At 66.6% G+C, this 24,910-nt stretch carries 23 protein-coding genes; 15 read left to right on the top strand and 8 right to left on the bottom strand.

Going from position 1 to position 24,910, the window contains the following annotated elements; genetic code table 11:
* Positions 1–75: 75 nt before the first annotated feature.
* The 3 genes from P24_RS09575 to P24_RS09565 all read left to right on the top strand — a co-directional run bounded on the left by P24_RS09575 (position 76) and on the right by P24_RS09565 (position 3,969).
* Positions 76–1,017, top strand: a complete 942-nt coding sequence (locus tag P24_RS09575) for a DMT family transporter (RefSeq protein WP_008944513.1) — start codon at positions 76–78, stop codon at positions 1,015–1,017.
* Positions 1,018–1,120: 103 nt separating this feature from the next.
* Positions 1,121–2,662, top strand: coding sequence for an acetolactate synthase large subunit (locus P24_RS09570; protein ID WP_008944512.1), 1,542 nt, complete (start codon positions 1,121–1,123; stop codon positions 2,660–2,662).
* Positions 2,663–2,727: 65 nt separating this feature from the next.
* A complete protein-coding gene (locus P24_RS09565; RefSeq protein ID WP_008944511.1) occupies positions 2,728–3,969 on the top strand; it encodes an MFS transporter in 1,242 nt (413 codons plus the stop codon).
* Positions 3,970–3,975: 6 nt separating this feature from the next.
* On the opposite strand, the gene P24_RS09560 is transcribed toward P24_RS09565, so the two are convergent.
* The gene (locus tag P24_RS09560) at positions 3,976–4,386 is read right to left on the bottom strand and encodes a universal stress protein (protein ID WP_008944510.1); all 411 of its coding nucleotides are present in this window, start codon (positions 4,384–4,386) and stop codon (positions 3,976–3,978) included.
* Positions 4,387–4,581: 195 nt separating this feature from the next.
* Here P24_RS09560 and P24_RS09555 point away from each other — a divergent pair, with 195 nt between their 5' ends.
* Complete coding sequence (locus P24_RS09555; protein ID WP_008944509.1) at positions 4,582–5,154, top strand: DUF2478 domain-containing protein; 573 nt, start codon at positions 4,582–4,584, stop codon at positions 5,152–5,154.
* On the opposite strand, the gene P24_RS09550 is transcribed toward P24_RS09555, so the two are convergent.
* The 4 genes from P24_RS09550 to P24_RS09535 all read right to left on the bottom strand — a co-directional run bounded on the left by P24_RS09550 (position 5,124) and on the right by P24_RS09535 (position 7,234).
* Positions 5,124–5,474: a type II toxin-antitoxin system HicB family antitoxin gene (locus tag P24_RS09550; RefSeq protein ID WP_008944508.1), complete on the bottom strand. Its 351-nt coding sequence runs from the start codon at positions 5,472–5,474 to the stop codon at positions 5,124–5,126. The genes P24_RS09555 and P24_RS09550 overlap by 31 nt on opposite strands.
* Complete coding sequence (locus P24_RS09545; protein WP_008944507.1) at positions 5,471–5,725, bottom strand: type II toxin-antitoxin system HicA family toxin; 255 nt, start codon at positions 5,723–5,725, stop codon at positions 5,471–5,473. Before P24_RS09545 ends, P24_RS09550 begins: the two co-directional genes overlap by 4 nt.
* A gap of 83 nt (positions 5,726–5,808) precedes the next feature.
* Positions 5,809–6,672: an MBL fold metallo-hydrolase gene (locus P24_RS09540; protein ID WP_008944506.1), complete on the bottom strand. Its 864-nt coding sequence runs from the start codon at positions 6,670–6,672 to the stop codon at positions 5,809–5,811.
* Positions 6,673–6,709: 37 nt separating this feature from the next.
* A complete protein-coding gene (locus P24_RS09535) occupies positions 6,710–7,234 on the bottom strand; it encodes a rhodanese family protein (protein WP_008944505.1) in 525 nt (174 codons plus the stop codon).
* Positions 7,235–7,461: 227 nt separating this feature from the next.
* Between P24_RS09535 and P24_RS19220 the strand changes: the two genes are divergently transcribed.
* The 4 genes from P24_RS19220 to P24_RS09515 all read left to right on the top strand — a co-directional run bounded on the left by P24_RS19220 (position 7,462) and on the right by P24_RS09515 (position 13,279).
* A complete protein-coding gene (locus P24_RS19220; protein ID WP_008944503.1) occupies positions 7,462–9,690 on the top strand; it encodes a PAS-domain containing protein in 2,229 nt (742 codons plus the stop codon).
* A 451-nt stretch (positions 9,691–10,141) separates the two neighbouring features.
* On the top strand, positions 10,142–11,260 hold the full coding sequence (locus P24_RS09525; RefSeq protein ID WP_008944502.1) for a helix-turn-helix transcriptional regulator: 1,119 nt from the start codon (positions 10,142–10,144) through the stop codon (positions 11,258–11,260).
* 206 nt (positions 11,261–11,466) lie between these two features.
* Entirely contained in the window at positions 11,467–11,994 is a 528-nt protein-coding gene (locus P24_RS09520; protein WP_008944501.1) for a PAS domain-containing protein, read from the top strand.
* A complete protein-coding gene (locus P24_RS09515) occupies positions 11,969–13,279 on the top strand; it encodes a methyl-accepting chemotaxis protein (RefSeq protein ID WP_008944500.1) in 1,311 nt (436 codons plus the stop codon). Before P24_RS09520 ends, P24_RS09515 begins: the two co-directional genes overlap by 26 nt.
* A gap of 1 nt (position 13,280) precedes the next feature.
* Here the strand turns inward: P24_RS09515 and P24_RS09510 are convergent, their stop codons facing one another.
* Positions 13,281–14,348, bottom strand: a complete 1,068-nt coding sequence (locus P24_RS09510; protein WP_008944499.1) for an SDR family oxidoreductase — start codon at positions 14,346–14,348, stop codon at positions 13,281–13,283.
* A gap of 156 nt (positions 14,349–14,504) precedes the next feature.
* On the opposite strand from P24_RS09510, the gene P24_RS20630 reads away from it, so the two are divergent.
* The 7 genes from P24_RS20630 (at position 14,505) to P24_RS09475 (ending at position 22,614) form a co-directional block, all read left to right on the top strand.
* Entirely contained in the window at positions 14,505–16,997 is a 2,493-nt protein-coding gene (locus P24_RS20630) for an ABC transporter permease (protein ID WP_156816251.1), read from the top strand.
* Between the two features lie 82 nt (positions 16,998–17,079).
* Positions 17,080–17,913, top strand: a complete 834-nt coding sequence (locus P24_RS09500) for an FkbM family methyltransferase (protein WP_008944497.1) — start codon at positions 17,080–17,082, stop codon at positions 17,911–17,913.
* Positions 17,910–19,157, top strand: a complete 1,248-nt coding sequence (locus tag P24_RS09495) for a cytochrome P450 (protein WP_008944496.1) — start codon at positions 17,910–17,912, stop codon at positions 19,155–19,157. Before P24_RS09500 ends, P24_RS09495 begins: the two co-directional genes overlap by 4 nt.
* Positions 19,154–20,422, top strand: coding sequence for a hydroxymethylglutaryl-CoA synthase family protein (locus P24_RS09490; RefSeq protein ID WP_008944495.1), 1,269 nt, complete (start codon positions 19,154–19,156; stop codon positions 20,420–20,422). The genes P24_RS09495 and P24_RS09490 overlap by 4 nt, the downstream gene beginning before the upstream one ends.
* Before the next feature lie 17 nt (positions 20,423–20,439).
* Positions 20,440–20,685, top strand: a complete 246-nt coding sequence (locus P24_RS09485; protein ID WP_008944494.1) for an acyl carrier protein — start codon at positions 20,440–20,442, stop codon at positions 20,683–20,685.
* Entirely contained in the window at positions 20,666–21,868 is a 1,203-nt protein-coding gene (locus P24_RS09480; protein WP_008944493.1) for a beta-ketoacyl synthase N-terminal-like domain-containing protein, read from the top strand. The genes P24_RS09485 and P24_RS09480 overlap by 20 nt, the downstream gene beginning before the upstream one ends.
* Positions 21,865–22,614 (top strand): enoyl-CoA hydratase/isomerase, encoded by a 750-nt coding sequence (locus P24_RS09475; RefSeq protein ID WP_008944492.1) that lies wholly within the window; start codon positions 21,865–21,867, stop codon positions 22,612–22,614. The genes P24_RS09480 and P24_RS09475 overlap by 4 nt, the downstream gene beginning before the upstream one ends.
* An 18-nt stretch (positions 22,615–22,632) precedes the next feature.
* Here the strand turns inward: P24_RS09475 and asnB are convergent, their stop codons facing one another.
* Positions 22,633–24,603 (bottom strand): asparagine synthase (glutamine-hydrolyzing), encoded by a 1,971-nt coding sequence (asnB, locus tag P24_RS09470; protein ID WP_008944491.1) that lies wholly within the window; start codon positions 24,601–24,603, stop codon positions 22,633–22,635.
* Between the two features lie 2 nt (positions 24,604–24,605).
* Positions 24,606–24,860, bottom strand: coding sequence for an acyl carrier protein (locus P24_RS09465; protein WP_008944490.1), 255 nt, complete (start codon positions 24,858–24,860; stop codon positions 24,606–24,608).
* Positions 24,861–24,910: the final 50 nt, after the last annotated feature.

Genomic DNA, 24,910 nt, shown 5'->3' with positions numbered 1-24,910 from the left:
ACGGCGTGACAAGCGGCGGCGGGGGCGATAAAGAGGGCGGGGAGATAATCGCCAACAGGCGCGGAGAAACAACAAGTGGACAAGGTTTCCACGCCGCCGGAGACAACAGGCTCCGCCGGTGGTCCGGTCGGCTGGCTGTTCGGCAATGCCTATCTGCTGCTGGTGCTGACCACCCTGTCCTGGGGCGGCAACGCCGTGGCCGGTCGGCTGGCGGTCGGCGAGGTGTCGCCGATGGCGCTGACCATGCTGCGCTGGACCGGCGTGGTAGTGCTGATCGCGCTGTTCGCCCGCCACCGGCTGATCGCGGAATGGCCGGTGCTGCGCCGGCACCTGCCCTACCTGTTCGCGCTGGGCGCGCTGGGCTTTACCGGCTTCAACGCGCTGTTCTATATCGCCGCCCATTTCACCGTGGCGATCAATATCGGAATCATCCAGGGCTCGATCCCGGTCTTCGTGCTGATGGGCGCCTATGCGGCCTATCGCACCCCGGTCACCGGCCTGCAATTCGCCGGCGTGGCGGTGACCATGCTGGGCGTCGCCATCATCGCGGCGCAGGGCGACATCGCCCGGCTGGCCGAGCTTGCCTTCAACAATGGCGATTTGCTGATGGTGCTGGCCTGCCTGCTCTATGCCGGCTACACGGTGGCATTGCGCAAGCGTCCGGCAGTGTCGGGGCTTGCCATGTTCTCGGTGATGGCGGTCGCGGCGCTGCTGACCTCGCTGCCGCTGGTCGGCATCGAGGCGGCGATGGGCCGCTTCCAGTGGCCGAGCCTGACCGGCTGGGCGGTGCTGTCCTTTATTGCGCTGTTCCCGTCCTTCCTGGCGCAGATCTTCTTCCTGCGCAGCGTGGAACTGGTGGGGCCGGGGCGGGCCGGCGTGTTCGTCAATCTGGTGCCGATCTTCTCCGCCTTGCTGGCGGTGCTGATCCTGGGCGAGCGCTTCCAGCTCTATCATGCGCTGGCGCTGGCCTTTGTGCTGGGCGGCATCGCCCTGGCGGAACGTCTTCGCCGGAGCTGAGTAGGGCACGACAGAATGTCAATGAAGTTTGCAACTTGACCGCCGTCCGGCGGGGCGCTACCCCGGATGGCAACCACCTCGAATAATCGCGAAAGATACCACCATGAACGGCGCTGAAAGTCTGGTTCGTACCCTGAAGGCGGGCGGAGTCGATGTCTGCTTCACCAATCCCGGCACCTCGGAAATGCACTTCGTCGCGGCCCTCGACCGGGTCGATGGCGTGCGTTGCGTGCTGTGCCTGTTCGAGGGCGTGGCGACCGGTGCGGCGGACGGCTATGCCCGCATGGCCGACAAGCCGGCCTCGACGCTGCTGCATCTCGGGCCGGGGCTGGGCAACGGCATCGCCAATCTGCACAATGCCAAGAAGGCGCGCAGCCCGATGGTCAACATCGTCGGTGAGCATGCAACCTATCACGTGCAGTATGACGCGCCGCTGACCGCCGATATTGAAGGCACGGCGAAACCCTATTCGCACTGGGTGAAGACCTCCGCCAGCGCCGCCACCATTGCCGCCGACGCCGCCGACGCCATCGCCGCCGCGCGCACTGCGCCGGGCCAGATCGCCACGCTGATTGCGCCGGCCGACGCGACCTGGGAGGAAGGCGCCGGCATTGCCGCGGTGCCGGCGATCCCGGAGCGCGCCAAGGCCGATGAAGCCGCCATCCAGGCCGCCGCCAAGGCGCTGAAGTCCGGCGAGAAGGTGATGATCCTGCTGGGCGACAAGGCGGTCCGCGCGGAGGGGCTGGAACTGGCGGCCCGCATTGCCGAGAAGACCGGCGCCGGCCTGCTGGCCGAGACCAGCAACGCCCGCATGGAACGCGGCCAGGGCCGTGTCGCCATCGAGCGGCTGCCCTATCCGGTCGATCAGGCGGTCGCCGTGCTGGCCGAGGTGAAACATCTGATCCTGATCGGCTCGCGCAATCCGGTCGCCTTCTTCGCCTATCCGGACAAGCCCAGCCTCATCGCGCCGGAAGGCTGCAACGTCATCATGGTCGCCACCCCGGCAGAGGATCAGCCGGAAGCGCTGGCGCGCCTTGCCGATGCGGTGGGCGCCACGCAGAAGCTGGTGATCCCGTCGCGCGAGCGGCCTGCCATCCCGACCGGCGCGCTGACGCCGGAGACCATCGGCGCCGTTGTCGGTGCGCTGCTGCCGGAAAACGCCATCGTCTGCGACGAGGGGGTCACCACCGGCCGGCGCTTCTTCCCCTCGACCCATGCGTCGGGCCCGATGGACTGGCTGCAGCTGTCGGGCGGCGCGATTGGCGTCGGCATCCCGATGGCGACGGGCGCGGCGGTCGCCTGCCCGGACCGCAAGGTGGTCTCGCTGCAGGCCGATGGCAGCGCCATGTACACGGTGCAGGGGCTGTGGACGCAGGCGCGCGAGAAGCTGGACGTGCTGACGCTGATCTTCTCCAACCGCAGCTACAACATCCTGCGCGGCGAGCTGGCCAATGTCGGCGCCAACAATCCGGGGCCGAAGGCGCTGAACATGCTCAGCCTCGCCGATCCCGATATTGGCTGGGTCAATCTGGCGCGCGGCCTTGGCGTCGATGCGACGCGGGTCGAGAGTGCCGAGCGGCTGGCCGAGGTGATGAAATCGGCGCTGCGCGCCAAGGGGCCGCATCTGATCGAAGTCGTTATGTAAGAAGCAACCGGGGCAGGCGCCGGAGAAGAGCGCCGCCCCTGCAAGGGGCCGGGAGGAACCGCCCGATGAGCGACCGTGCAGACGCCCTCCATCCGGAGGGCGATCCGCCCTATGCCTGGTTTCGTCTAGCGATCTCGCTGCTGGTGACCACCATCGGCGGTGTCGGCCTGTGGTCGGTCGTCGTGGCGCTGCCGGCGGTGGAGGCGGAATTCCAGGTTGCTCGCGCCGATGCGGCCCTGCCCTACACACTACTGATGGTCGGGTTCGCCGTCGGCGGCATCCTGATGGGAAGGCTGGCCGACCGGTTCGGCGTGCTGCCGCCGCTGGTCGGCGGCACCTGCATGCTGGCGCTGGGCTATATCCTGGCCGGCCAGGCGCAGACGCTGTGGCAGTTCGCGCTGGCGCATGGCGTGCTGATCGGGCTGCTCGGCAGCTCCGCCACCTTCGGCCCGATGATTGCTGACATCTCGCGCTGGTTCACGAAGCATCGCGGCATCGCCGTCGCCATCTGCGCCTGCGGCAGCTACATGGCCGGTACGGTGTGGCCGCCGATCGCTCAGCATTTCATCGAAACTGTGGGCTGGCGCACGACCCACGTCGGAATCGGCCTGTTCTGCCTCGTCACCATCCTGCCGCTGACGCTGCTGCTGCGCCGCCGCGCGCCTGAACCGGTGGTCAGGCCGGTGCCGGCAGGTACGCCGACGGTCGCAGTCTCGCCCGGTATCTCGCCGCGCCTGCTGCAAGGCCTGCTGGTGGTGGCTGGCGTTCTGTGCTGTGTCGCCATGGCGATGCCGCAGGTCCATATCGTGGCGCTGTGCGCCGATCTGGGCTTCGGCTCGGCGCGGGGTGCGCAGATGCTCTCCCTCATGCTGGCGACCGGCATTATCAGCCGGCTGTTCTTCGGCTGGCTGGCGGACCGTATCGGACCGCTCTGGACGCTGCTGACGAGCAGCGGGCTGCAGGCGCTCTCGCTGCTGCTGTTCCTGCCGTTCGACGGGCTGGCGCCGCTGTTCATCGTCTCCGCCCTGTTCGGGCTGGCGCAGGGCGGCATCGTGCCGACCTATGCGATGATCGTGCGGGAATATTTCCCGGCATCGGAGGCGGGCGCGCGCATCGGCCTCGTGCTGTCGGCGACGCTGCTGGGAATGGCGGTCGGCGGTTGGATGTCGGGCGCGATCTACGATCTGACGCTGTCCTACGAGGCCGCCTTCCTGAACGGCTTCGCCTGGAACCTCGCGAACATCGCCATCGCGCTGTTCTTCCTGCTCAGGCTGGGCGGTGGCCGGCGCGCGGCGGCGCCGGCCTGACCCTATTCAGCGCGTCACCAGCACCGAGCAGGCGGCGTGGCGGACGACGCGGGCCGCCGTCGAACCCAGGAAGTAATCCTGCATGCCGGGGCGGTGCGAGGCGACGATGATGAGGTCAGCGCCAATCTTGCTGGCATGGTCCAGGATTTCGCGCGATGGGTTGCCATCGCTGACCTGCACGCTGGCGGCGACGCCGCTGTCTTTCACCAGCTTCGCCATCTCCTCCTGCGCGGCCTTCAAATTCTTCTCGACTAGGCCGGTCGGCAGTTCCGCGCGGACATAACCCGGCAAATCCTCCACCACGGTGATCGCGGTGATCTTGGCGCCCTGATCGGCCAGTTTGGCGGCAACGGCAAGCATGGCCGTGCCCTTTTCCGCCTGCGTCAGGTCGATGGGAACCAGAATGTTCTTGTACATTTTGTCGCTCCTCCTTTTGGCCTCGCTTTTAGGATACCTCTCATATTTGAAGATACGGATTCTCCTGTTACAGACATTGACCCATATCAACCCGGATCATTCCGTCATTTGCCCGTTCAACCATCCTGCGCGCTGGTGCCGGGACCGGCTTTCGGATAGCGTTCGGGGACGGGAAAACAGCCAGGACGGCCCGCCGTGACTGACAGCGCGACACCGATTGCCGATATCCCCTTCAAGGGCCGCGCGCCAATTGATGCGCTGCTGGCGACGGTGGTTGAGCGGCTGCGCCAGGACGGGGTGCGCGTCATCGGCTTCCTGCAGGAAGATGATTCGGCCCTTTTAGGGGGCGAGGTCGGGGCGGATGCCTGCTCGACCATGCGGCTGCGCGATCTTGCCGGCGGCGGCGTCATGGGTATATCGCAGGATCTGGGGCGGTTTTCCGAGGGCTGCCGGCTCGATTCCGTGGCCCTGACCGAGGCGGCGGGCCGGCTTGAGGCGGCGCTGGAGGCTGGCGCCGACCTGCTGGTGGTGAACCGTTTCGGCAAGGCGGAGGCGGACGGGTCCGGCCTGCGCCCGGTGATCGCGCGGGCAATCGCCGACAATATTCCGGTGCTGGTGCCGGTGCGCGAGGATTACGCCCCGGCCTGGGCCAATTTCCATGGCGGGCTTGCGGCCAGCCTGCCGGCCGAGGCAGAGGCGGTGCTGGACTGGTGCCAGCGCGCCGTCAGGCCAGGCCCTCAAGCGGCGCTCTCCTCCTTGTCCAGATAGCGCCGCAGCGCATCGCTGACCAGCGTATTGAGGTTCAGGCCCTTGCGTGCGGCGAGCAGCATCGCCCGGCGGTGCAGTTCCTGGCCGGGCCGGACGTTGAAGCTGCCTTTCAGCGGAATATCCGGGGTGCGCCCCTGTTCGGCGCAGAAGGCAAGATAATCATCCACCGCTTCCTGGAAGGCGGCTTTCAGGCCCTTTGCGTCCGTGGCCTCGAAGGTCACGAGATCGCGGATGAATTCCAGCTTGCCGTGAAACACCTCGTCTTCCTCGCTGAACTCGACGGAGCCGAAATAGTTTTTGTATTCCAGTAGCTTGCTCATATCAGCCCCGCCTCGCCGAGGGTTCGGATGATTTCATCGATCACATACATCTTCACGATGTTGCCGGGATGGGGCTTGTGCAGCAGCAAGGCCGGTGCGGTTTTATGCACAAAGCGCCGCCGCGATCCGCCGGTCTTGCCGGTGGCAACTTCATTATAGCCCAACCCTTCCAGCACTCTGACCAGCTCCGCCCAGGTAAAGTCGCACGGGCGGGCTTTCAGCCGGGCGACCAGCTTGTCCCGACGGGTCATATGCTTTCAGAACCTGTGTCCAGACGCTTAGGATATAAGCAGCCAGAAGAATGATGCAACCATATTCAGTTGCAGCGTAATTGCTAAAGCGCGTTCAGCGGCAGCTTCAGGTAGCTGACGCCATTTTCCTCGGCGGACGGGAAATGGCCGGCGCGCATGTTCACCTGCACCGAGGGCAGGATGAGGCGCGGTATGGACAGGGTGGCGTCGCGCGCGGTGCGCATGGCGACGAACTCCTCCTCCGTCACGCCGTCATGCACATGGATGTTGCTGGCGCGCTCCTCCGCCACACTGGTTTCCCAGCGGTACTCGTCGCGGCCCGGCGCCTTGTAATCATGGCACAGGAACAGCCGCGTCTCCGGCGGCAGCGCGAAAATCTTCTGGATCGAGCGGTAGAGCTGGCGGGCATCGCCGCCGGGAAAGTCGCAGCGCGCCGTGCCGTAATCCGGCATGAATAAAGTGTCGCCGACGAAGGCGGCATCGCCGATGACATAGGTCATGCAGGCCGGCGTATGCCCCGGCGTGTGGATGGCCCGGACCTCGATGTCGCCCAGCCGGAAGGTTTCGCCGTCCCGGAACAGGCGGTGGAACTGGCTGCCATCGCGCGCGAAGCCGGGCCCGACGTTGAAAATCTCGCCGAAGGTCCGCTGCACCTGGGCGATGGCACCGCCGACTCCCAGGCTTCCGCCCAGCCTTTCCAGCAGGTAGGGGGCGGCGGTCAGATGGTCGGCATGGATATGCGTCTCCAGCACCCACTCCACCGTGAGGCCCTTCGCCTTGATATGCGCGATCAGCTTGTCTGCCGAGGCGGTGTCGGTCCGGCCCGAGGCGGAGTCGAAATCCAGCACCGAATCGATGATGGCGGCCTTGCCGGTCGCCGGGTCGGCGACAATGTGGCTGACCGTGTTGGTCGCCTCATCGAAGAAGCTGTCAACGGTGGGGCGCATGGCGTCCTCCTGTTCTGATGCGTTCAGGATAGCGGATTCAGCCAATGCTGGCGCGGTTCCAGGGCATAAGCTTCAGCAGCCTTGCCATGCCGCAGAAACCGGTTACACCGGCGAAGACGAGGCCGGCCCCGACAAAGCCGCTGAGCAGGATGAACCAGGGCGAGACGGTCGCGGCCAGTACCGCGCCGGCCAGCGCCAGCGCGCCGGCGGCAATCTGCACCTGGCGCATCAGGTCGAGCGGTGCGCGCGGGTTGAAATGCACCGGCAGACCGGCTTTCTTCCAGCCGTCCAGCCCACCTTCCAGCACATAGGCCTCGTGAAAGCCCTTCGCGAGCAGCCGCGTGGCGTTGAAGGCGGTGCGGTTGCCGCTGCGGCAGGTGAAGCAGACCGGGCGGCGCTGCTCGGCCGTCAGATCCTCGGCGTCGATGGCGTTCAGCGGAATCAGCCGCGCGCCCCTTATATGCTCGCGGGCATATTCGTCGGGTTCGCGGATGTCGATCAGCAGCATCTCGCCGCTGGCAAGGCGCTGCTGAAGGGCGTCGGGGGCAAGGGGGCGCAGCATGTGAACTCCTTATCTGCAATTATTTGAAGATATATAATGCCGACTCGCTTTCCCGCAAGCTTTTCGTCACCCGGCAGGCTGCCTTGCACAATTTCTTGTCGAATTCGTGCAGGAGAGTACTCTTAAAAATAAAAAGACCATCGGCATGAGGGAGAAGGCCCCTGCTGGACCGGCAAGACACTGCGGAGGCGTCCGGCGGTACGCGACGCACCGTCACGACCATCGCGATGACGGGGCTGGCCGCCGTTTTCATCGTCACGTTGCTGGTAACCGTTTCCTTCGGCCTGGCCGGCATCTGGTTCGTCGATGTGGCGCGCTCCTACACCTCCGGCGCGAATTATTACTCCCGGTATCAGAAGGCGGCGGTGCTGGCCCTGCTGCGCTATGGCGAAAGCCGGGACGCGGCGGATTTTGCTGCCTACCGTGCTGATATGGCCGTGCCGCTGGCCGACCGGTCGGCCCGTCTTATCCTCGAAGACCCGGACCGCCCGGTGCGGGACAGCTATGCAGACCTTGCCGCCGGCCTGAACCACCCTGGCGATGTGCCCGGCATCGCCTGGGTCTTCCGGCTGTTCGGGGATTCAGCGCTATTGCAGCCCAGCGTGAAGAGCTGGAGCGAGTCAGACGCGCTGCTGCTGGAGATCGAGCAGGTGGCCGCCGACATGCATGAGGCAATCCAGGAAGGGCCCTGGAATCGCGAACGCAACGCCGTCTTCACCACAAGGCTGCTGGCGATCGATGCGCGGATGACCGAGGTGCAGGACCGGTTTGCCGAGCAGGTCAACGCGATTGGGCGTGCGGTCCGGCATTGGTTCGTCCTGGGACTGGTGGTGCTGGGCGCGCTGCTGGCCCTGATGACGCTGATCTATGGCAAGCGGCTGCAACGGCGGCTCGCCGGCCTGGAAGCCGAGGGGCTGGAGCGCGAAGCGCGCTTCCGGGACATTGCCGACATGTCCGCCGACTGGGTGTGGGAGACGGACCGGGAAGACCGCTTCGTTTATTGCTCGGAACGGCTGTTGCTGGTGACGGGATTGCCGCTGTCCAGCTTCCTGGGGCGCAAGCGGGCGGAGCTGTTCGGCACTGGCGACGAGAATGCGGAATTCCGGCGGGAATATCTTGCGGCTATAGAGAGCCACAGTTCGTATCGCGACCTGGAATATACCTTCCGGATTCCGGGCTCCCGGTCAGACCGGGAGGGCAATATCCGGTTCCGCATCAGCGGCGTGCCGGTATTCGACCGGCGCGGGCGGTTCAAGGGTTATCGCGGAACCGGCCGGGATGTCACCCGCGAGGTGGCGATCCGGCGCGAGATCGAGGAGCAGCGCGAACTGCTGGAAACCGTGCTGCTGAACCTGCCGCAGGGGCTGGCGGTCTTCGATGCGGAGGCACGCTTGCGGTTCTGCAACAGCCCGTTCCAGCAGATGGTGACATTGCCCGATGATCTGTGCCGGGTTGGCACGGCGGCGGCGGATATCCTGAGCTATCTGACCGAACGCGGGGAATATGGCCCGCCAGCGGATGTCGCGGCGAAGGTCAAGGAACGGCTGGACTGGTTTCGGACCGGCACCGACCCCTACCAGCACCGCCGGCCTAATGGCGTGTTCCTGATGGTGCGCAGCATCAGGCTGCCCTCCGGCGGTTTCATTGTCACCTTCATGGACATCACCCAGCAGCGTTCGCTGGAAGAAGGGCTGGTGCGCGCGAAGGAAGAGGCGGAGCTGGCGAACAACGCCAAATCCGAATTCCTGGCCAATATGAGCCATGAGCTGCGCACGCCGCTGAACGCCATCATCGGCTTCTCGCAGATGATCGAGCAGGCGATGTTCGGCGACCTGCCCCCGCGCTATCGCAACTATGCCGGCGACATAAGGCTCAGCGGCGAACACCTGCTGTCGATTATCCAGGACATTCTGGACCTCGCGCGCGTCGAGTCCGGCAAGCTGGATTTCGAGCAGGACCATATCGACCTGCATCGTATCGCCGGGGAGTGCTGCACCATGCTGCGCCCTGCGGCTGACCGGGCACAGGTGAGGCTGGTGAACGCCATTCCGGCGACTGCGCCCGCGCTGCTGGCGGATGAGCGGAGAATCCGGCAGATCCTGATCAACCTGATCGGCAATGCGATCAAATTCTCCGGGCCCGACAGGGAGGTTACCGTGACGATAGCGGAGGAGGCCGAGGCGCTGACCTTGTCTGTAGTCGATCACGGGGTCGGCATGACGCAGGAGGAGGCGCGCCTCGCCTTCGAGCCCTTCGTGCAGCTGAAGATGGGCATGGCGCGCAAGCATGAAGGGGCGGGGCTTGGCCTCGCCCTGGTGCGCCGCTTCGCCGAGGCCTTCGGGGCGGACGCGGTGATCGACAGCGTGCCGGGTGACGGCACGACCGTCAGCATCCGTTTCCCGCGAGAGCGTGTGCAGCCAGCGGCGCCAAGGGCCGCCCCGGAGGAGCGGCGCTAAGCTTCCGGCGCGGCGTCATGCGGAATTCCTGCGCTATGGGCGACAGGCAGGTGCCCGCTGAATATTCCATGATCGTGGCATTCAATCAGATTCCGAATAGCGCCATAGGCCGGCAATTGGCGCTGTGAGGCACTGACTGCCACCCACTGGCCTTTCTGCAGGCAAGCGGATGACAAGCACGAAATATAAGAATTTACCGTAAATACGAAATTAAAACACATTCGCAAATGCTTGATGTTAATCAGTGCATATGATGATATGCATCAATTGTATCGTTCGCTCGTCATCAAAAATATCGCATCGATACGCACAAAGTAATGACCACACAAATTCTATGGATATAGGGGCTTTCATCCATTAGAGATGTGCGGCCTGTTTCATGCGTGCGTATTCAACGAAAAGAGCGGAAACGGGCCAAGACAGGACAGGACGCGTCAGCGCGGGGATGGGGATGAATATGCAAGCCGAGGCCAGGTCCGAGCGGTTCGCGCCGGATTTTCAATCCGTCCTGTCGGATATCACGCGGCTGATCGAGGCGCGGGCGATCACGCTCTATACGCCGCATCTGGCGCCGTCCGATCCGCGGGCCGTGTGGGCGGCCACGGGCATACCGCAGGAAGCGCTCAACGAATATGCCGCCTATTACGGCAGCCTGGATGTCTGGACGCAGGCCGCGACCCGCGACGGGCTGCCGCCGAAGGGCAGCCTGATCGTTTCGGACGAGCTGCTGCCGCTTGAGGATCTGCGGCGCAGCGAATTCTACAATGATTACCTGAAGCCCTATGAGATCGGGCGCACGCTGGTCTCCATCGTCGATGACGGCAAGCTGCCGGGCTTTCCGCGCGTGCGCCTGTCGATCGTCCGGGCCGAGGCCCAGCGCCCGTTCGATGCGCGGGAGAAGGCGACGCTGGGGGCGATGCAGCAGCTGCTGCGCACCGTCATGCGGCTGCATCAGGGTAGTATCCTGGCCAGCGGGCAATCGCAGCTGGAGGTTCTGGCGTTCGACCGGCTGAAGGAGCCGATCTTCATTCTCGACGCCGATACCTCGGTCCTCGCCTCGAACGAGGCGGCGCGGCGGATCGCCCAGTCCGACCCGCGGCTGCAGCTGCTGCGGGGCCGGCTGGTCTTTTCCAAGGCCGGCGACAATAACGACCTGCGCACCGCGCTGGCGGCGCTGGAAGCGGGCCGCGAAGCCCCGGTCTTCCTGCAGCTTTCCAGCAGTATGGCGGATGGAAGCCCGCTCTCGCTGATCCTGTCGCGCCCGTCCGGCCTGACTGCGGGGCAGACGCAGAACTGCATCGTCCTGCAGGTGCTCGACGCCGAGGCTGCCGGCGCGGATGACAAGGAATTGCTGGTCGCGCGGCTGGCCCTCACCGAGGCGGAGGCTGTGGTGGCGCTGGGGGTCGCACGCGGCATGTCGCATGAGGATATTGCCCGCTTGCGGCAGACCAAGGTCAGCACGGTGCGCACGATCCTGCAGCGGCTCTACGAGAAACTCCGGATCAACAAATCGACGGAGCTGTCGCGGCTCGTCCACCAGACGCTGTCGCACGATATCTTCCTGCGCTGAACGCCGGCGCGCTTGATCAAGCTTTACGTTATTTTATCCTAAATTAGATAAACCACTGTTAGGCTTGCCGTTCGCCGACTAGGTTTGCGGCGGCTTTCGGGCATGTGCCCTCCTGTCCGCAATCCTTGAAATGATATTTTTCAAGCGGTACATCCGGAAGGGTACGCACGCAGAACCGGCCGGCAGAAAGCCGGGGGAGGACGAGAATGGCCAGACAGCCGGCAGTGGCGGTGACAGGGGAGCGGGTGGATTTCGGCGAGAACGAGATCATCGTCTCGAAGACCGACCCGAAGGGCCGCATCACCTATTGCAACGATGTGTTCATGAAGGTTTCCGGCTATAGCGAGGCGGAGACGCTGGGCCAGCCGCACAGCTTCATCCGTCATCCCGACATGCCACGCAGCGTCTTCAAGCTGCTGTGGGACAGGATCCAGGCCGGCCAGGAAATCTTCGCCTATGTGAAGAACCGCACCAAGAGCGGCGGCCATTACTGGGTGCTGGCGCATGTGACGCCCAGCCTGGACGGCCAGGGGCGGATTCTGGGTTATCACTCCAACCGTCGTTTTCCGAAAGCGGCTGCGCTCACGGCCATCGAACCGATCTACAAGGAACTGCGCGCCATCGAGGAGCAGCCGGCCAACCGCAAGGACGGGCTGAAGGCCGCGCAGGAGCGCCTGACCGCCATGCTGCAGGAAAAGGGACTCGGCTATGACGAATTCGTCCTCTCTCTCTAGGGCCGGCACCGCCGCCCTGCTGGCGGTGCTGACCGCCGCCGCCGCAGCCCTGCTACCCTGGCTGCCGGTCGCTGAAGCCGGCCTCTATGCCAGCGCCGCTGCCGCCCTGTCGGCGCTGTGCGCGGTGGCGACGATGCTGTTTCTGGCGAAGGCCCGGCGCTGGATCGTGCGCACGCAGGAAGTCTGCACCGCGGTGGCGGTCGGCGATTTCGAGCAGCGGCTGACGCGCCTCGACGAGGGCGGAGAGATGCTGGCGCTGTTGCGTGCGGTCAATCATCTGGTCGATGTGACCGACGCCTTCGTGCGCGAGGCCGGGGCCGCCATGGACTATGTCGCCAAGGGCCGCTTCTTCCGCAAGATCCAGCCGCAGGGCTTCGGCGGGCATTTCCTCGTCAGCGCCAACCGGATCAACGAGGCCACGGAGAGCATGGGCGCCAAGGTGACGCATTTCGCCAGCCTGACCGACGGCTTCGAAAGCCAGGTCGGCAGCGTGGTCGAGGTGGTGGCCTCGGCGGCGACGCAGCTGCAGGCAACCTCCTCCAGCCTGACCGGGCTGGCCAACAGCACCATGACCCAGACCACCGCCGTCGCCGCCGCGACGGAAGAGGCTTCGGCCAATGTCGGGGCGGTCGCCTCGGCGTCGGAGGAGCTGTCGGCCTCCATCGGCGAGATCACCCGGCAGGTCGGCGATTCGCTGCGCACCATCCAGGCGGCGAACGACAAGGCGAAGCTGGCGAACGACCAGGTCGCGACGCTGAGCCAGGCCGCCGAGGAGATCGGCAGCGTCATCACCCTGATCCGCGAGATTGCCGAGCAGACCAACTTGCTGGCACTGAACGCGACCATCGAGGCGGCGCGGGCCGGCGAGGCGGGCAAGGGCTTCTCCGTCGTCGCGTCGGAGGTGAAGAGCCTGGCCAACCAGACCGGCGAGGCGACGGCCCGCATTCAGGATCAGGTCGAGGGCATCCGCACGGCGACCGGCAAGGCGGTCCACGCGATCGGCGAGATCGTGACCGCCATCGACGATGTCAGCCGGATTTCCGCCTCGGTGAACCTGTCGGTCGAGGAGCAGGCGGCGGCGACATCGGAAATCTCCAAGAATGTGCAGGAAGCCTCGGCCGGCACGGCGGAGGTCGCGCGCAGCACCACGCTGGTGCTGGAATCCGCCGGCGAGACCGAAAGTGCCGCCCGCGACGTGCAGAACGCCGCCGGCGAGCTGTCGCGCCAGGCCGAGGTGTTGCGCGCAGAGGTGGACCGCTATCTGGGGGCAGCCCGCTCGGCTTAGCTCAGGGAATGATCTTCTCGTCGCGGAAGCGCTGGAATAGCCGCAGGAACATTTCCTCGCTGTCGATGACATTGTGGAAGCCGTGCTGGCGCGACTTGGTGACGTTCGACATCACGTCCCAGTCGGCGCCGAACACATAGTCGCCGAACGGCCAGGCAGCGATCTCGTCGAAGCCATAGGGCTTCAGACCGTGCTTCGCGACGAGGGCGTTCCAGAGATCTTCCTTGTCCGCCATCATCTGCGTCAGCGAGATGGTCTGCGGCGGCGCATAGGGCAGGCCGAAGAAATCCGCGAAGACCGGCCACAGATGGCACCAGCGGAAATAATCGCCATTGGTGATGTTGTAGGCCTGGTTGGAACAGCGCGGCTCCAACGCCGCCCACAGGCAGGCATCGGCGAAATGCGCCGAATCCGTCACCTGATAGACCGAGGTGTAGGCGCCGGGCTTGCCGGGAAAGCGGAAGGGCAAACCAAGCTCCTTGCAGAAGGCGGCATAGACGCCGATCACCGGCACGATGCTCATCGGCGTGCCGGGCGCGAAGCCGCACAGGGTCTGCGGACGCAGCTCCACCCAGTCCCAGCGCTTGCCCTTCTGCCGCTCGGTCAGCCAGTCCACCTGGTTGAAGTAATAGTTGGGCGGCATGTGGCGCGGATCGCTCTCCCGCGCCGGCGTCTTGTAGGGGCCCATATGCACGCCATAGGTCTTGGTGCCGGTCACCAGCACGACCCGTTCGAGATTAGGCGAAAGCGCCTCCACGGCGCTGACCGAGTTCACCAGCATGTCGAGATTGGGCGCGATGTTGGCGGCATAGCCTGACGCATGGCCGGGTACGGCCTGAAAGGCGGCGTAGAAGATGTGCGTGGCGTCCGCGCACGCGCCCATCTTTGCGGCCACGTCGCGCTCGTCCAACAGATCGACGGCGACATAGCGCACATCGCCCCGGCTCTCGCCCTGCCGGCGCGACAGGCCGATGATCTCCCAGCCGCCCTCGGCCTCCAGCCGCTCCACGATATAGCGCCCGATGACACCCAGCGCGCCGACGACGATGGCCTTCTTTTTTCCGGTCATTTCTTGCCCCCTGTTCTTTTTGGTTCCCCACGGCCTATAGGACATGCATTGCCGGGGCCGGAAGGCAAGCTTCCCCGTTTGTCTGGCTTTTCCTTCGATGAGCGGCTGAAACGGTCTATATCCCCCGGGGGATGTAAAGCGGGGAGAACAGGCGGCGTGACAATTCTGCGGTTGGCCTTGCGCGATCTGCGCGGCGCGATGGGCGGTTTCTGGCTGCTGATCTTGTGCGTCGCGCTGGGCACGGCGGCGATGGCGGCGACCGGCCTGCTGTCGCGCATGGTGCTGGACGGCGTGCAGGCCGGCGCGCGGGCCGGCATTGGCGGCGATGTCTCGCTGCGGCTCTATCACCGTCCGCCGCCGCCTGACCATCTGGCGCTGTTCGCGGAAGCCGGCACCGCGAGCCTGACCGCCGAGCTGCGGCCGCTGGCGCATGGCGGCGGCAACAGCACGCTGATCGAGATGAAAGCGGTCGATGCCGCCTATCCGCTCTATGGCGATGTGGTGCTGGAGCCTTCGATGCCGCTGTCCGAAGCGCTGGCGAAACGCGACGGCATCCGGGGCACTGTCGTGGGCGAGGAATTGCTGGCGGTGCTGGGGCTGGTGCTGGGCGACCGCATTATGATCGGCGGCCAGAATTTCGAGATGCGGGCAATAATCTGCGCCGAGCCGGACCGTGCGCTGCGCGGCTTCACGCTGGGGCCACGGGTGATCGTCGCCTTGCCGGCCATCGAGCAAAACGCGCTGGTGGCGCCCGGCACCCAGACCTATTGGTACAGCCGCGTGCGCCTGCGGGACCAGCTTGCGGCGGGCGACTGGATTCGCGATTTCGGGCAGCGCTTCCCGGAGGCCGGCTACCGCATTATCGATGCCGCGGATGGCGTGCCCGGCGTGGAGCGCAGCATGGGTTTCGTCACCTCCCTGCTGATCCTGCTGTCGCTCGGCATGGTGCTGATCGGCGGCGTCGGCGTCGGCGGCGCGGTCAATGCCTATCTCGACCGCAAACGCGACACCATCGCCATCCTGAAGGGGCTGGGCGCCACCACCGCCACCATACGTCGGCTCTACCTCATGCAGATCATGGCGGCGTCGCTGGCCGGTGTCGCCCTCGGGCTGGCGCTCGGCATCGCCGCCGCGCGCGCCGCAACGCCGCTGCTGGCCGACTGGCTGCCGCTCGATCCGGCGCTTCGGGCGCTGCCGCTGGCAAGCGCCGCCGGCTTCGGGCTGCTGGCGAGCCTGATCTTCGCGCTCTGGCCGTTGGCGCGGGCGGCGCAGCTGCCGCCGCAACACCTGCTGCGCGATCTGGTGGCAAGCGAGCGGCAGCGCCCTGGCTGGCGGACGCTCTCCGCACTGGCGCTGCTGGCGGTGCTGCTCCTTTTGCTGCTGGTCTGGTCGGCGCCGCTGCCGGTGGTGGCCGCTCTATTCGCCAGCGGGGCGGCGCTCGCGGTGCTGGGGTTCCTTGCCCTCGGACGGATTGTCATGTGGGGCGCCGGCCGGTTTGCAGGCCGAACCCGCTATCCGCTGCTGCGACTGGCGCTCGCCAACCTGCACCGGCCCGGCGCGCCGACGGCATCGCTGGTGCTGGCGCTGGGCCTGTGCCTGACGCTGCTGGTCGCGGCTGCGTCGCTGCGCGGCAATGCGGCTTCGCATCTGCAAGACACGCTGCCGGCGGCATCCCCGGACCTGATCCTGCTGAACCTGCCACCGGAGGAGGCCGCACGCTTCGATACGCTGATGGCGGCGCAGCCCGCGCTGGCGCGCTGGACGCGGGCCCCCTTCCTGCATGGACGGCTCGACCGTGTCGGGGGCGTGCCGGTCGCCGAGCTGCGCATCCCGGCGGAAGTCGGCTTCGTCGTCCGCGGCGACCGGGGCCTGTCCTGGCGGGCCGATCCGCCCGCCGCCGGCGTCGTGGCCGGCGACTGGTGGCCGGCGGATTATGACGGGCCGACGCTGCTGTCGGTCGATGCGCGCGTGGCGGACAGGCTTGGCGTCGCGGTCGGCGATACTCTGACGCTGAACGTGCTGGGCGAACCGCTGGAAGGGCGGATCGCCAATCTGCGCCAGGTGGACTGGGCGGGGCTCGACCTGGACTTCCCGATCCTGCTGTCACCGCCGGCCGATCCGCCGCCTCATCGGGAGGTGGCCGCGCTCTGGCTGGCGGATGAGGCGGCGCTGGAGACAGTGCGGGCGGTCCTTGCCGATGCCTTCCCTGAATCGCCGACGATCAAGGTCGCGGAGGTGATCGATTTCCTCGCCGGGGTGGCCGCGCGCGGCGGAACGGCGATGACGGCGCTGGCGGCGGCGAGCGGGCTGGCCACCCTGCTGGTGCTGATGGGGTCCGTGCTGGCCGGACAGCGTCGGCGGGTGCAGGAGGCGGTGCTGCTGAAGATGCTGGGCGCGACGCGCCGGCAGTTGGCCGTGGCGGCGCTGCTGGAATATGGGCTGATCGCGGTTGTTGCCGGGCTGGCGGCGCTGCTGCTGGGGAATCTCGCCGCCTGGGCAGCGATTGGCGGCTGGCTCAATTTCCGCCCGGCGTTGGTCGGTGCGCTGCCCTGGCTCGCCGGGGCGGCAGCGGTCATGGCACTGGCCGGGCTTGCCGCCCTGAACCGCGCGCTCGCCCGGTCGCCGGCCCTTATGCTGCGGCAGGGCTAGGCCACGCCGTCACAAAGCTTTCTGCTTGCCGCGACGCCTCCGCATGATAGCGTTCGGGGGAATTTTCGGCGGGAGAAACCCTTTGAGCGCGACCACGACGACGGCCCTTCCCGACGGGCGCACCATCCAGTGCGTGAACCCGTATGAGGTGGATTTCTCGGTGCATGAAATCTTCTCCGAGGATTTCGCCGCGCACGGCATCGATCTGCCGGCGGAGGGCGTCTATTTCGATGTCGGCGCCAATATCGGGCTGTTCGCGATCTATCTGCGCGACCGCTGCGCGCAGGGCCGTATCTTTGCCTATGAGCCGATGCCAGCTGCCTTTGCCGCCCTTGCCGGCAATGCCGCCGCGCTGACGCCGCCAGCGGAGGCGATCCCGCTGGGGCTGGGCCGGGCGCCGGGTACGCTGGAATTCGACTATTTCCCCGGCATCTCCGCCCTGTCCACGGCGAACCGCGCGGTTGGCGAGAAGCTCTCCGCCGGGCTGCGGGAAGTCCTTGCCGGCAGCGGTGCCTCCGAGGCGGTGCGGGAAATTGTCGAGCGCATCGGCACGACGGAGCGGATGGAAGAGGCCGATTTCCTCGACAGCCTGTTTCGCACCGAGCGTGTGACCGCCGAGATCGACACCCTGTCCAGCCAGCTGGCCGCGCGCGGGCTGGCAGGCATCGATTTGCTGAAGATCGACACCGAAGGGGCGGAGAAGGAGGTGCTGGCCGGCATCGCCGAGTCCGACTGGCCGAAGATTCGCCAGCTGATGGTAGAGGTGCATCTGGGCCGCGATGAAACCGAGGCCATCGAGGCTGACCTCAAGCGGCGCGGCTACCGCACCAGCATTGGCGGCCATCCGCTGTCGCAGGGCGGCGCGCCGGTGTTCCACATCTATGCCAGCCGTGGGGCGACCGGGGGGAAAAGGTGAGCCTGTCGGATGAGGCCGCCGCCATCGACTGGTGGGGGCTGCTGACCAGCCGGGATTTCCTGCAGAATCCCTATCCGGCGCTGCACCGGATCCGTGAACAGCGGACGGTGCATTTCGACACCGCCAGCGGCATCTATTTTGTGCTCGGCCATGAGGAATTCTCGCGCATCCTGAAGGCGCCGGAGATGGGGCGCGACACCCGCCTGTGGCGCGGCGGCTGGTATGAGGAGTCCTACCGCCAGAATGACCCGGTCGGCTACCGGCTGTTCGGCGATTTCCAGCCGCAGATGATCAACGCCAACCCGCCCGACCATGGCCGCATGCGCGGCGTGTACGAGCCGGCCTTCCGCGCCCAGGCGATGACGGCGCTGGAAGTAATGATCGAGGCGGAGGCCGCCCGGCTGCTGGACGCGCTACCGCGTGGTGGCACGGTGAACATGATCGACGGCTTCGCCGGGCCGATGCCGCTGCGCGTGCTGTGCAATCTGTTCGACATGCCGCAGAGCATGGATGAGACCATCGCGCGCTGGAGCGCCTCGCTGATCCGCATCGGCGACATCTTGATGACCCCGGAGCAGAAGCAGGAGGCACTGAACGCGCTGACCGAGTTCAAGGATTTCCTGCGCGGCCATATTGCCGAGCGGCGCAAGCGGCCGGGCGAGAGCCTGATGGACATGGCGATCCGCGCGCATGACAGCGGCACCACCGACGAGGAGGAGACGCTGACCAACCTCGTCTCCATGCTGGTGGCCGGGCACGAGACCACGGTGACGCTGGTTGGGAACGGCCTGCTGCTGCTGCTGCGCCACCCGGACCAGATGGCGCGGCTGCGTGCCGACCCGGCGCTGATCCGCCCGGCGCTGGAGGAATTCATGCGCTGCGAGCCCGGTGGCAACATGATCCTGCGCGTCGCCATCGAGGATTATCCGGTCGGCGATACCATCATTCCCGCCAGATCGCCGGTGATCGGGCTGATCGGGGCCACCAACCGTGACCCGCGCCGGTTCGAGCGGCCGGACGATTTCGATGTCGGGCGGCGGCCGAACGCGCACCTGACCTTCGGCGGCGGCGTGCATGTCTGCATCGGCGCTCCCTTGGCGCGGCTTGAAGGGCGCATCGCCTTCACCAGCCTGCTGAGCCGTTACCCGCGGATGGAACTGGCGGGCGAGCCGGAATGGCGGCTCGACCGGCTGAACGCGCGCGGCCTTGCCAGCCTGCCCGTCAAACTGGGAGAAGCGGCGTGAGCGGAGCTGTCGGAATCGAGGCGCTGAACGTCTATGCCGGTGCTGCCAGCCTGGATGTGCGCGAACTTTGCGTGCATCGCGGGCTGGACATGCCGCGCTTCGAAAATCTGCTGATGCGCGAGAAGACGGTAGCGCTGCCCTATGAGGACCCTGTCAGCTATGCGGTGAATGCGGCGAAACCGCTGCTCGACCGGCTGGACCCGGCGGAGCGCAACCGCATCGAGATGGTGGTGGCCTGCACCGAATCCGGCATCGATTTCGGCAAGTCGATGAGCACCTATATCCACCACTATCTGGGGCTGCCGGGCAATTGCCGCCTGTTCGAGATCAAGCAGGCCTGCTACTCCGGCACGGCGGGCTTGCAGATGGCGGTGAATTTCGTGCTGTCGCAGACCTCGCCCGGCGCCAAGGCGCTGGTGGTGGCGACCGACATCTCGCGCTTTGCGCTGGCCGACGAATCGGCGATCCAGGAATGGGCCTATTCCGAGCCCAGCTCCGGCTCCGGCGCGGTGGCGCTGCTGGTCAGCGACACGCCGCATCTGCTGGCCATCGATCCCGGCGCCTATGGCAATCACGGCTTCGAGGTGATGGATACCTGCCGCCCCGGCCCGGACACCGAGGCCGGCGACGCCGACCTCTCACTGATGGCCTATCTCGATTGCTGCGAGAAGGCCTACAAGGATTATGCCCGCCGGGTCGAGGGGGCGGATTTCCGCGAGACCTTCGGCTATCTGTGCTTCCACACCCCGTTCGGCGGCATGGTGAAGGGCGCGCACCGGCACCTGATGCGCAAGCTCTACAAGACCCCGCCGCCGGAGATCGAGGCGGATTTCCAGCGCCGCATGGCGGGCAGCCTGGCCTATGGCCAGCGCGTCGGCAACACGGCGGGGGCGTCGGTATTCCTCGGGCTGGCCGGCACGCTGGCGACCGGCGATTTCGCCAGCCCGCAGCGCATCGGCTTCTTCTCCTACGGCTCCGGCTGCTGCTCGGAATTCTACAGCGGCGTGGCCACATCCGACGGGCAGCGCCGGCTGCGCGCGATGGGCATCGATGCGGCGATGGATGCCCGCTACCGCCTGTCCATCGAGGAGTATGAGCGGCTGTTGCGCGGCAACAGCACGCTGCGCTTCGGCCTGCGCGACGCGCTGCCGGACCGCGGCATCGTGCCGGGTGCCTGGCAAGTGTATGAGGGCGGCGGTTCTAATGGCCAGCGGCTTGTCCTGCGCGCCATCGAAGGGTATCACCGGCTCTACGACTGGATCTAGGACGGAAGGGCCGGGATTTGGACAGCGACGCCATCCTCAGCATCATCATTTCGCAGATCCGCATTGTGGTGCCGGATCTCGCGGACCATCCCATTGGCCGTGCCGATGCGATGGCCGATCTCGGCCTCGATTCTATCGAGCGCAGCGAGATCGTGCTGGCGACGCTAGAGGAACTCGGCCTCGATATCCCGATGGTGCAGTTGCACGGGCCGCGCAATATCGGCGAGCTGGCCGATCTGCTGCATGCCAAGCGCGCAGGGTAATCCAGCTTCCATCGTCATTGCCGGTATCGGCGTTGCCGCCGGCCGGAGCTATGGCAAGCAAGCCCTGCGCGACGTGCTGTTCGGGGAGGCGCCCGCCATCAGTCCGCTGCGCCGCGACGGGCGGCAGCTGCCGGACGGCACCTCTTCCTTCATCGGTCTCGAACTGCCCGACCCGCCGGAGCTGCTGCCGGCCCGCATCGCGCGTACGGCGGGCCTGCCGGGCCGCGCCGCCATCGCCGTGCTGGACGAGGCCTGGCGCGAGGCCGGGCTGGAGGCGCTCGACCCGGCGCGCATCGGGCTGGTGGTCGGCGGCAGCAACCTAATGGCGCGCGAGCAGATGCTGGCGCAGCGCGACTATGCCGGCCGCATGGCCTATTGGCCGCCGCGCCACGGCCATATGTTCCTCGATACCGATATCGCCGGGCTGTGCGCCTCGGCGTTTCCGATCCGGGGCTTCACCATGAGCGTCGGCGGGGCGTCGGCCAGCGGCGCGGTCGCGGTGATCCAGGCGGCGGAGGCGGTGCGCAGCGGGCGGGTCGATGCCTGCATCGCGCTGGGGGCGCTGCAGGATGTCTCCTGCCTCGATCTGCAGGGTTTCCAGGCGCTGGGTGCGCTGGCGGAAGTCTGCCGGCCCTTCGACCGCGACCATGCCGGTTTCGTCTATGGCGAATCAACAGCGGCGCTGGTGCTGTGCCGGGCGGATATTGCCACTGAGGTGCCTTACGGTACGCTGGCCGGTTGGGCGCATCTGGCCAGCGGCAATCGCGGGCCGGAACCCTCAATGGAGGGCGAACTGGCGGCAATCCGCGCTTCGCTGGCGATGGCCGGACTGCCGCCCGAGGATATCGAGTATGTGAACGCCCACGCCACCGGCACGCCGCTGGGCGACGCGACCGAGCTGGCGGCGCTCCGTGCGGCGGGACTGGACCATGCCCGCATCAACGCCACCAAGTCGCTGATCGGCCATGGGCTGGCCTCGGCAGGCGCGGTGGAGCTGGCGGCCACGCTGATCCAGATGCGCGACGGGCGGCTGCATCCGACCCGCCATCTCGACAACCCGCAGGACCCGGCGATGGGCTTCGTGCGCGGCGCGCCGGAGGAGCGCACCATCCGCACGGCGCTGAAACTCTCCTTCGGCTTCGGCGGGGTGGATACGGCGCTGGTGATAAGGGAGGGGGCATGAACTGCGAGACAATCCGGCTGGAGATCGACAAGGGCATCGCCCGGTTGCGGCTCGACCGGCCGGAGGCCGGCAACGCGATCAACGCCCAGATGGTGGCGGACCTCGGCGCCGAGCTGGCGCGCTGCGAGGCAGAGGGGGCGACGATTGTGGTCCTCGAAGGGGCGGGCGACAGCTTCTGTGCCGGCGGGGATTTCGAGGCGACGGCCTCGGGCGAGACGCTCGACCCGGCGGCGCTCTACGATCTCTGGCGGCGGCTGGCGGAAGGCCCGTTCGTCAGCGTGGCGCTGGTGCGCGGGCGGGCCAATGCCGGCGGAGTCGGGCTGGCCGCCGCCTGCGACATCGTGCTGGCCGACCGCAGCGCCAGCTTCGGCCTGTCGGAGATGCTGTTCGGCCTGTTCCCGGCCTGTGTGCTGCCCTTCCTCGCGCGGCGCATCGGCGCGCAGAAGGCCCATTACATGACGCTGATGACGCGCCCGCTGCCCGCCGAGGAGGCCGCCGGCTGGGGGCTGGTCGATGCGCTGGGCGACGAGGCGGAGGCGCTGCTGCGCCGGCATCTGCAGCGGCTACGCCATCTGGGCCGGCCCGCCATCGCGCGCTACAAGGCGCACCGCGCGGCGACCGACGACAGTCTGGCGCGCGGCCGCGATGCGGCGCTGGCCGCGAACCGCGAGATGTTCGCCGATGCCGAGGTGCAGCGGAACATCCGCCGCTATGTGACGGAGATGAAGTTCCCCTGGGAAGCATAAAGGGGGAAGCGTAAAGCCTCAGGCCGCCAGCGGCTTGCCGCGCAGATCGATGGCGCGCGATTGCGGCGGCACCACGCGGGTCAGGCCCGCACCTTCGCGGCGGACGAAGTAGCGGTCCAGCAGGGCGATGGACAGCAGGAAGACGAAGCACTGGTCCTCCTTGGTGCCGATCTCCCCGGCCGGGCGGTTCAGCACCTTGTCGGTCAGGCGTTTTGCGAATTTCGCATCCAGGAAGGGCAGCTTCGTTAGTTCGGATTCCGACAGCAGCGCCTCCAGATAGTCCGGCCGGGCGCTGGCGAAGGCCGCACTGTCCGGCGCGCGATAGGGGAATTTGCGCTTGGTCACGATGGAAGCGGGCAGTTCGTCGGCGAAGGCGAGGCGCAGCAGGCGCTTTTCCTCGACCCCGTCATCGAAGCGCAGGTTGGTGGCGCTGGCCGCCGCGACCACCGCCGGGTCGAGGAACGGGCAGCGATTCTCCACGCCATGCGCCAGGCTCATCCGCTCGCCCTGGGTGGACAGCAGATACCCCGCCAGCAGCGTCCGGTATTCCAGCCATTGCGCCTTGTGGATATCGCTCATCGCGCCATAGCCCGGCGCCCCGGCGACCAGCCGGGAAATCGCGGCGAACGGGTCGCCGGCATCGCGCAGCAGACGCGCGGCGAAGCGGCCATTCTGGAAGCGCATCTCGTGCGAGAACAGGCCGGGCATCCGCTCCTCGGCGAATTGCTGGTAGAGACCGGTGAGGGCTGCGATCTCCTGCGGGCCGTAATGGGCGAGGTGCGGGTAGAGCCTGCCCAGCCGGTCGCGCCGCACATCCTCGCCAAGATGGTTCCAGGCGCGGCGCAGCAGCACCTCCTTGAACAGATCGTAGCCGAGGAAGGCCTCGTCCGCCCCCTCGCCGCTGAGGATCACCTTGATGCCGGCATCGCGGGTCAGGCGCGACAGCAGGTACATCGGCACGAAGGCGCAGCGGAAGGCCGGCACCTCGGCATGGAACACGGCATCCGGCAAGGCGCTGGCGATATCGCCATGGCTGATGGTCAGCGCCTGATGGCGGCTGCCCAGGAAGTCCGCCATCTCGCGCTGCTGTGGGGATTCGTCGAAGGCGGCATCCTCGAAGGCGACCGAGAAGGTGGAGAGCGCATGCCGGCTCTCGCGCTGCGCCAGCAGGGCGGTGATCGCGGAATCGACGCCGCCGCTCAGATAGACGCCGACCTCCACATCGCTGCGCAGCCGCAGGGCGACGCTGGCTCGCAGCCGCTCGCGGATCAGCTCCAGCGCCTCGGCTTCGCTGGCTACGCTCTCCGCCGTATCGAAGGACAGCGCCTCATAGCGATGGCGGTTGACGGTGTCGTTCTCGACGCTCATCCACTCGCCCATCGGCAGGCTGTCGATGCCCCTGAAGCCGGTCTGGTCGGGCAGCGGCGTCCAGCAGGCGAGGATCGAGGCCAGTTGTTCGGCATCCTGCTCGAAGGTAAAGCCGGGCACGGCGAAGAAGGATTTCATCTCCGAGGCGAAATAGAATTCCCCGCCGCGTCGCAGATAGAACAAGGGCCGCTTGCCATAGCGGTCGCGCGCCAGCACCAGCCGGCCGCTGGCACGGTCATAAAGCGCGAAGGCGAAGCCGCCATTGAAGCGGGGCAGACAGGCTGCGCCCCAATGCAGCCAGGCCTGCAGCACCACTTCGGTATCGGAGCGGGTCTCGAACACGCACCCGGCGGCTTCCAGTTCGGCGCGCAGCTCCAGGTAATTATAGACCTCGCCATTATAGGCCAGCCAGTAGCGCCCGCTGGGGTCGCCCATCGGCTGGATGCCAGAGGCTATGTCAATGATTGACAATCGTGCGGTGCCCAGCGCCGCGCGGTCGTCCAGCATATGGCCCATGGCATCCGGTCCGCGATGGCCGATGGCGGTCAGCATGGTGCGGATCGTCTCCGGCCATGCCGCCGGCTCATGCGCCGCCCCCAGAAATCCGGCGATGCCGCACATGGTCAGTTACCGGAGCTGGCGGTAGGGGCGGTCTTGCGCGCCACGAAGTCGCGGATCTGAGTCAGGCTGACCAGCACATTGCCGGTCATCTCCGCCTCGGTGAAACGGAAGCCGTACTCCTGCTCCAGGAAGCGGCAGAGCTGCACATAGCCGAAGGAATCCATGACCCCTTCCTTGAACAGGTTGGTGTCCTCGGGGAAGCTCTCGTCATATTCGATGAGGAATTGTTCCTCGATGAAGGCGCGAATTTTTTCCATGTTCTCAAAAGCTTCCGGGAAAGTCGGTTGAGGGAAGTCGGCACTCCGGG

The organism is Oceanibaculum indicum P24 (assembly GCF_000299935.1).
In the GTDB taxonomy this organism is placed as follows: Bacteria; Pseudomonadota; Alphaproteobacteria; order Oceanibaculales; family Oceanibaculaceae; genus Oceanibaculum; species Oceanibaculum indicum.
Note: the sequence above shows the minus strand (reverse complement) of the source record. Positions and strands in the feature narration are given on the sequence as shown.

Coding starts and splice junctions, on each gene's coding strand:
- P24_RS09535 (WP_008944505.1), bottom strand. CDS start 7,234: ATGCTGCGCCCCCTTGCCCCCGACGCCCTTCAGCAGCGCCTTGCCAGC.
- asnB (WP_008944491.1), bottom strand. CDS start 24,603: ATGTGCGGCATCGCCGGATTTCTGGGGGCGGCGCATGAGCCGGCGGCA.
- P24_RS09480 (WP_008944493.1), top strand. CDS start 20,666: ATGCCAAGCGCGCAGGGTAATCCAGCTTCCATCGTCATTGCCGGTATC.
- P24_RS09545 (WP_008944507.1), bottom strand. CDS start 5,725: ATGACCCGTCGGGACAAGCTGGTCGCCCGGCTGAAAGCCCGCCCGTGC.
- P24_RS09520 (WP_008944501.1), top strand. CDS start 11,467: ATGGCCAGACAGCCGGCAGTGGCGGTGACAGGGGAGCGGGTGGATTTC.
- P24_RS09560 (WP_008944510.1), bottom strand. CDS start 4,386: ATGTACAAGAACATTCTGGTTCCCATCGACCTGACGCAGGCGGAAAAG.
- P24_RS09540 (WP_008944506.1), bottom strand. CDS start 6,672: ATGCGCCCCACCGTTGACAGCTTCTTCGATGAGGCGACCAACACGGTC.
- P24_RS09475 (WP_008944492.1), top strand. CDS start 21,865: ATGAACTGCGAGACAATCCGGCTGGAGATCGACAAGGGCATCGCCCGG.
- P24_RS09570 (WP_008944512.1), top strand. CDS start 1,121: ATGAACGGCGCTGAAAGTCTGGTTCGTACCCTGAAGGCGGGCGGAGTC.
- P24_RS19220 (WP_008944503.1), top strand. CDS start 7,462: ATGACGGGGCTGGCCGCCGTTTTCATCGTCACGTTGCTGGTAACCGTT.
- P24_RS09510 (WP_008944499.1), bottom strand. CDS start 14,348: ATGACCGGAAAAAAGAAGGCCATCGTCGTCGGCGCGCTGGGTGTCATC.
- P24_RS09515 (WP_008944500.1), top strand. CDS start 11,969: ATGACGAATTCGTCCTCTCTCTCTAGGGCCGGCACCGCCGCCCTGCTG.
- P24_RS09565 (WP_008944511.1), top strand. CDS start 2,728: ATGAGCGACCGTGCAGACGCCCTCCATCCGGAGGGCGATCCGCCCTAT.
- P24_RS09465 (WP_008944490.1), bottom strand. CDS start 24,860: ATGGAAAAAATTCGCGCCTTCATCGAGGAACAATTCCTCATCGAATAT.
- P24_RS09550 (WP_008944508.1), bottom strand. CDS start 5,474: ATGAGCAAGCTACTGGAATACAAAAACTATTTCGGCTCCGTCGAGTTC.
- P24_RS09525 (WP_008944502.1), top strand. CDS start 10,142: ATGAATATGCAAGCCGAGGCCAGGTCCGAGCGGTTCGCGCCGGATTTT.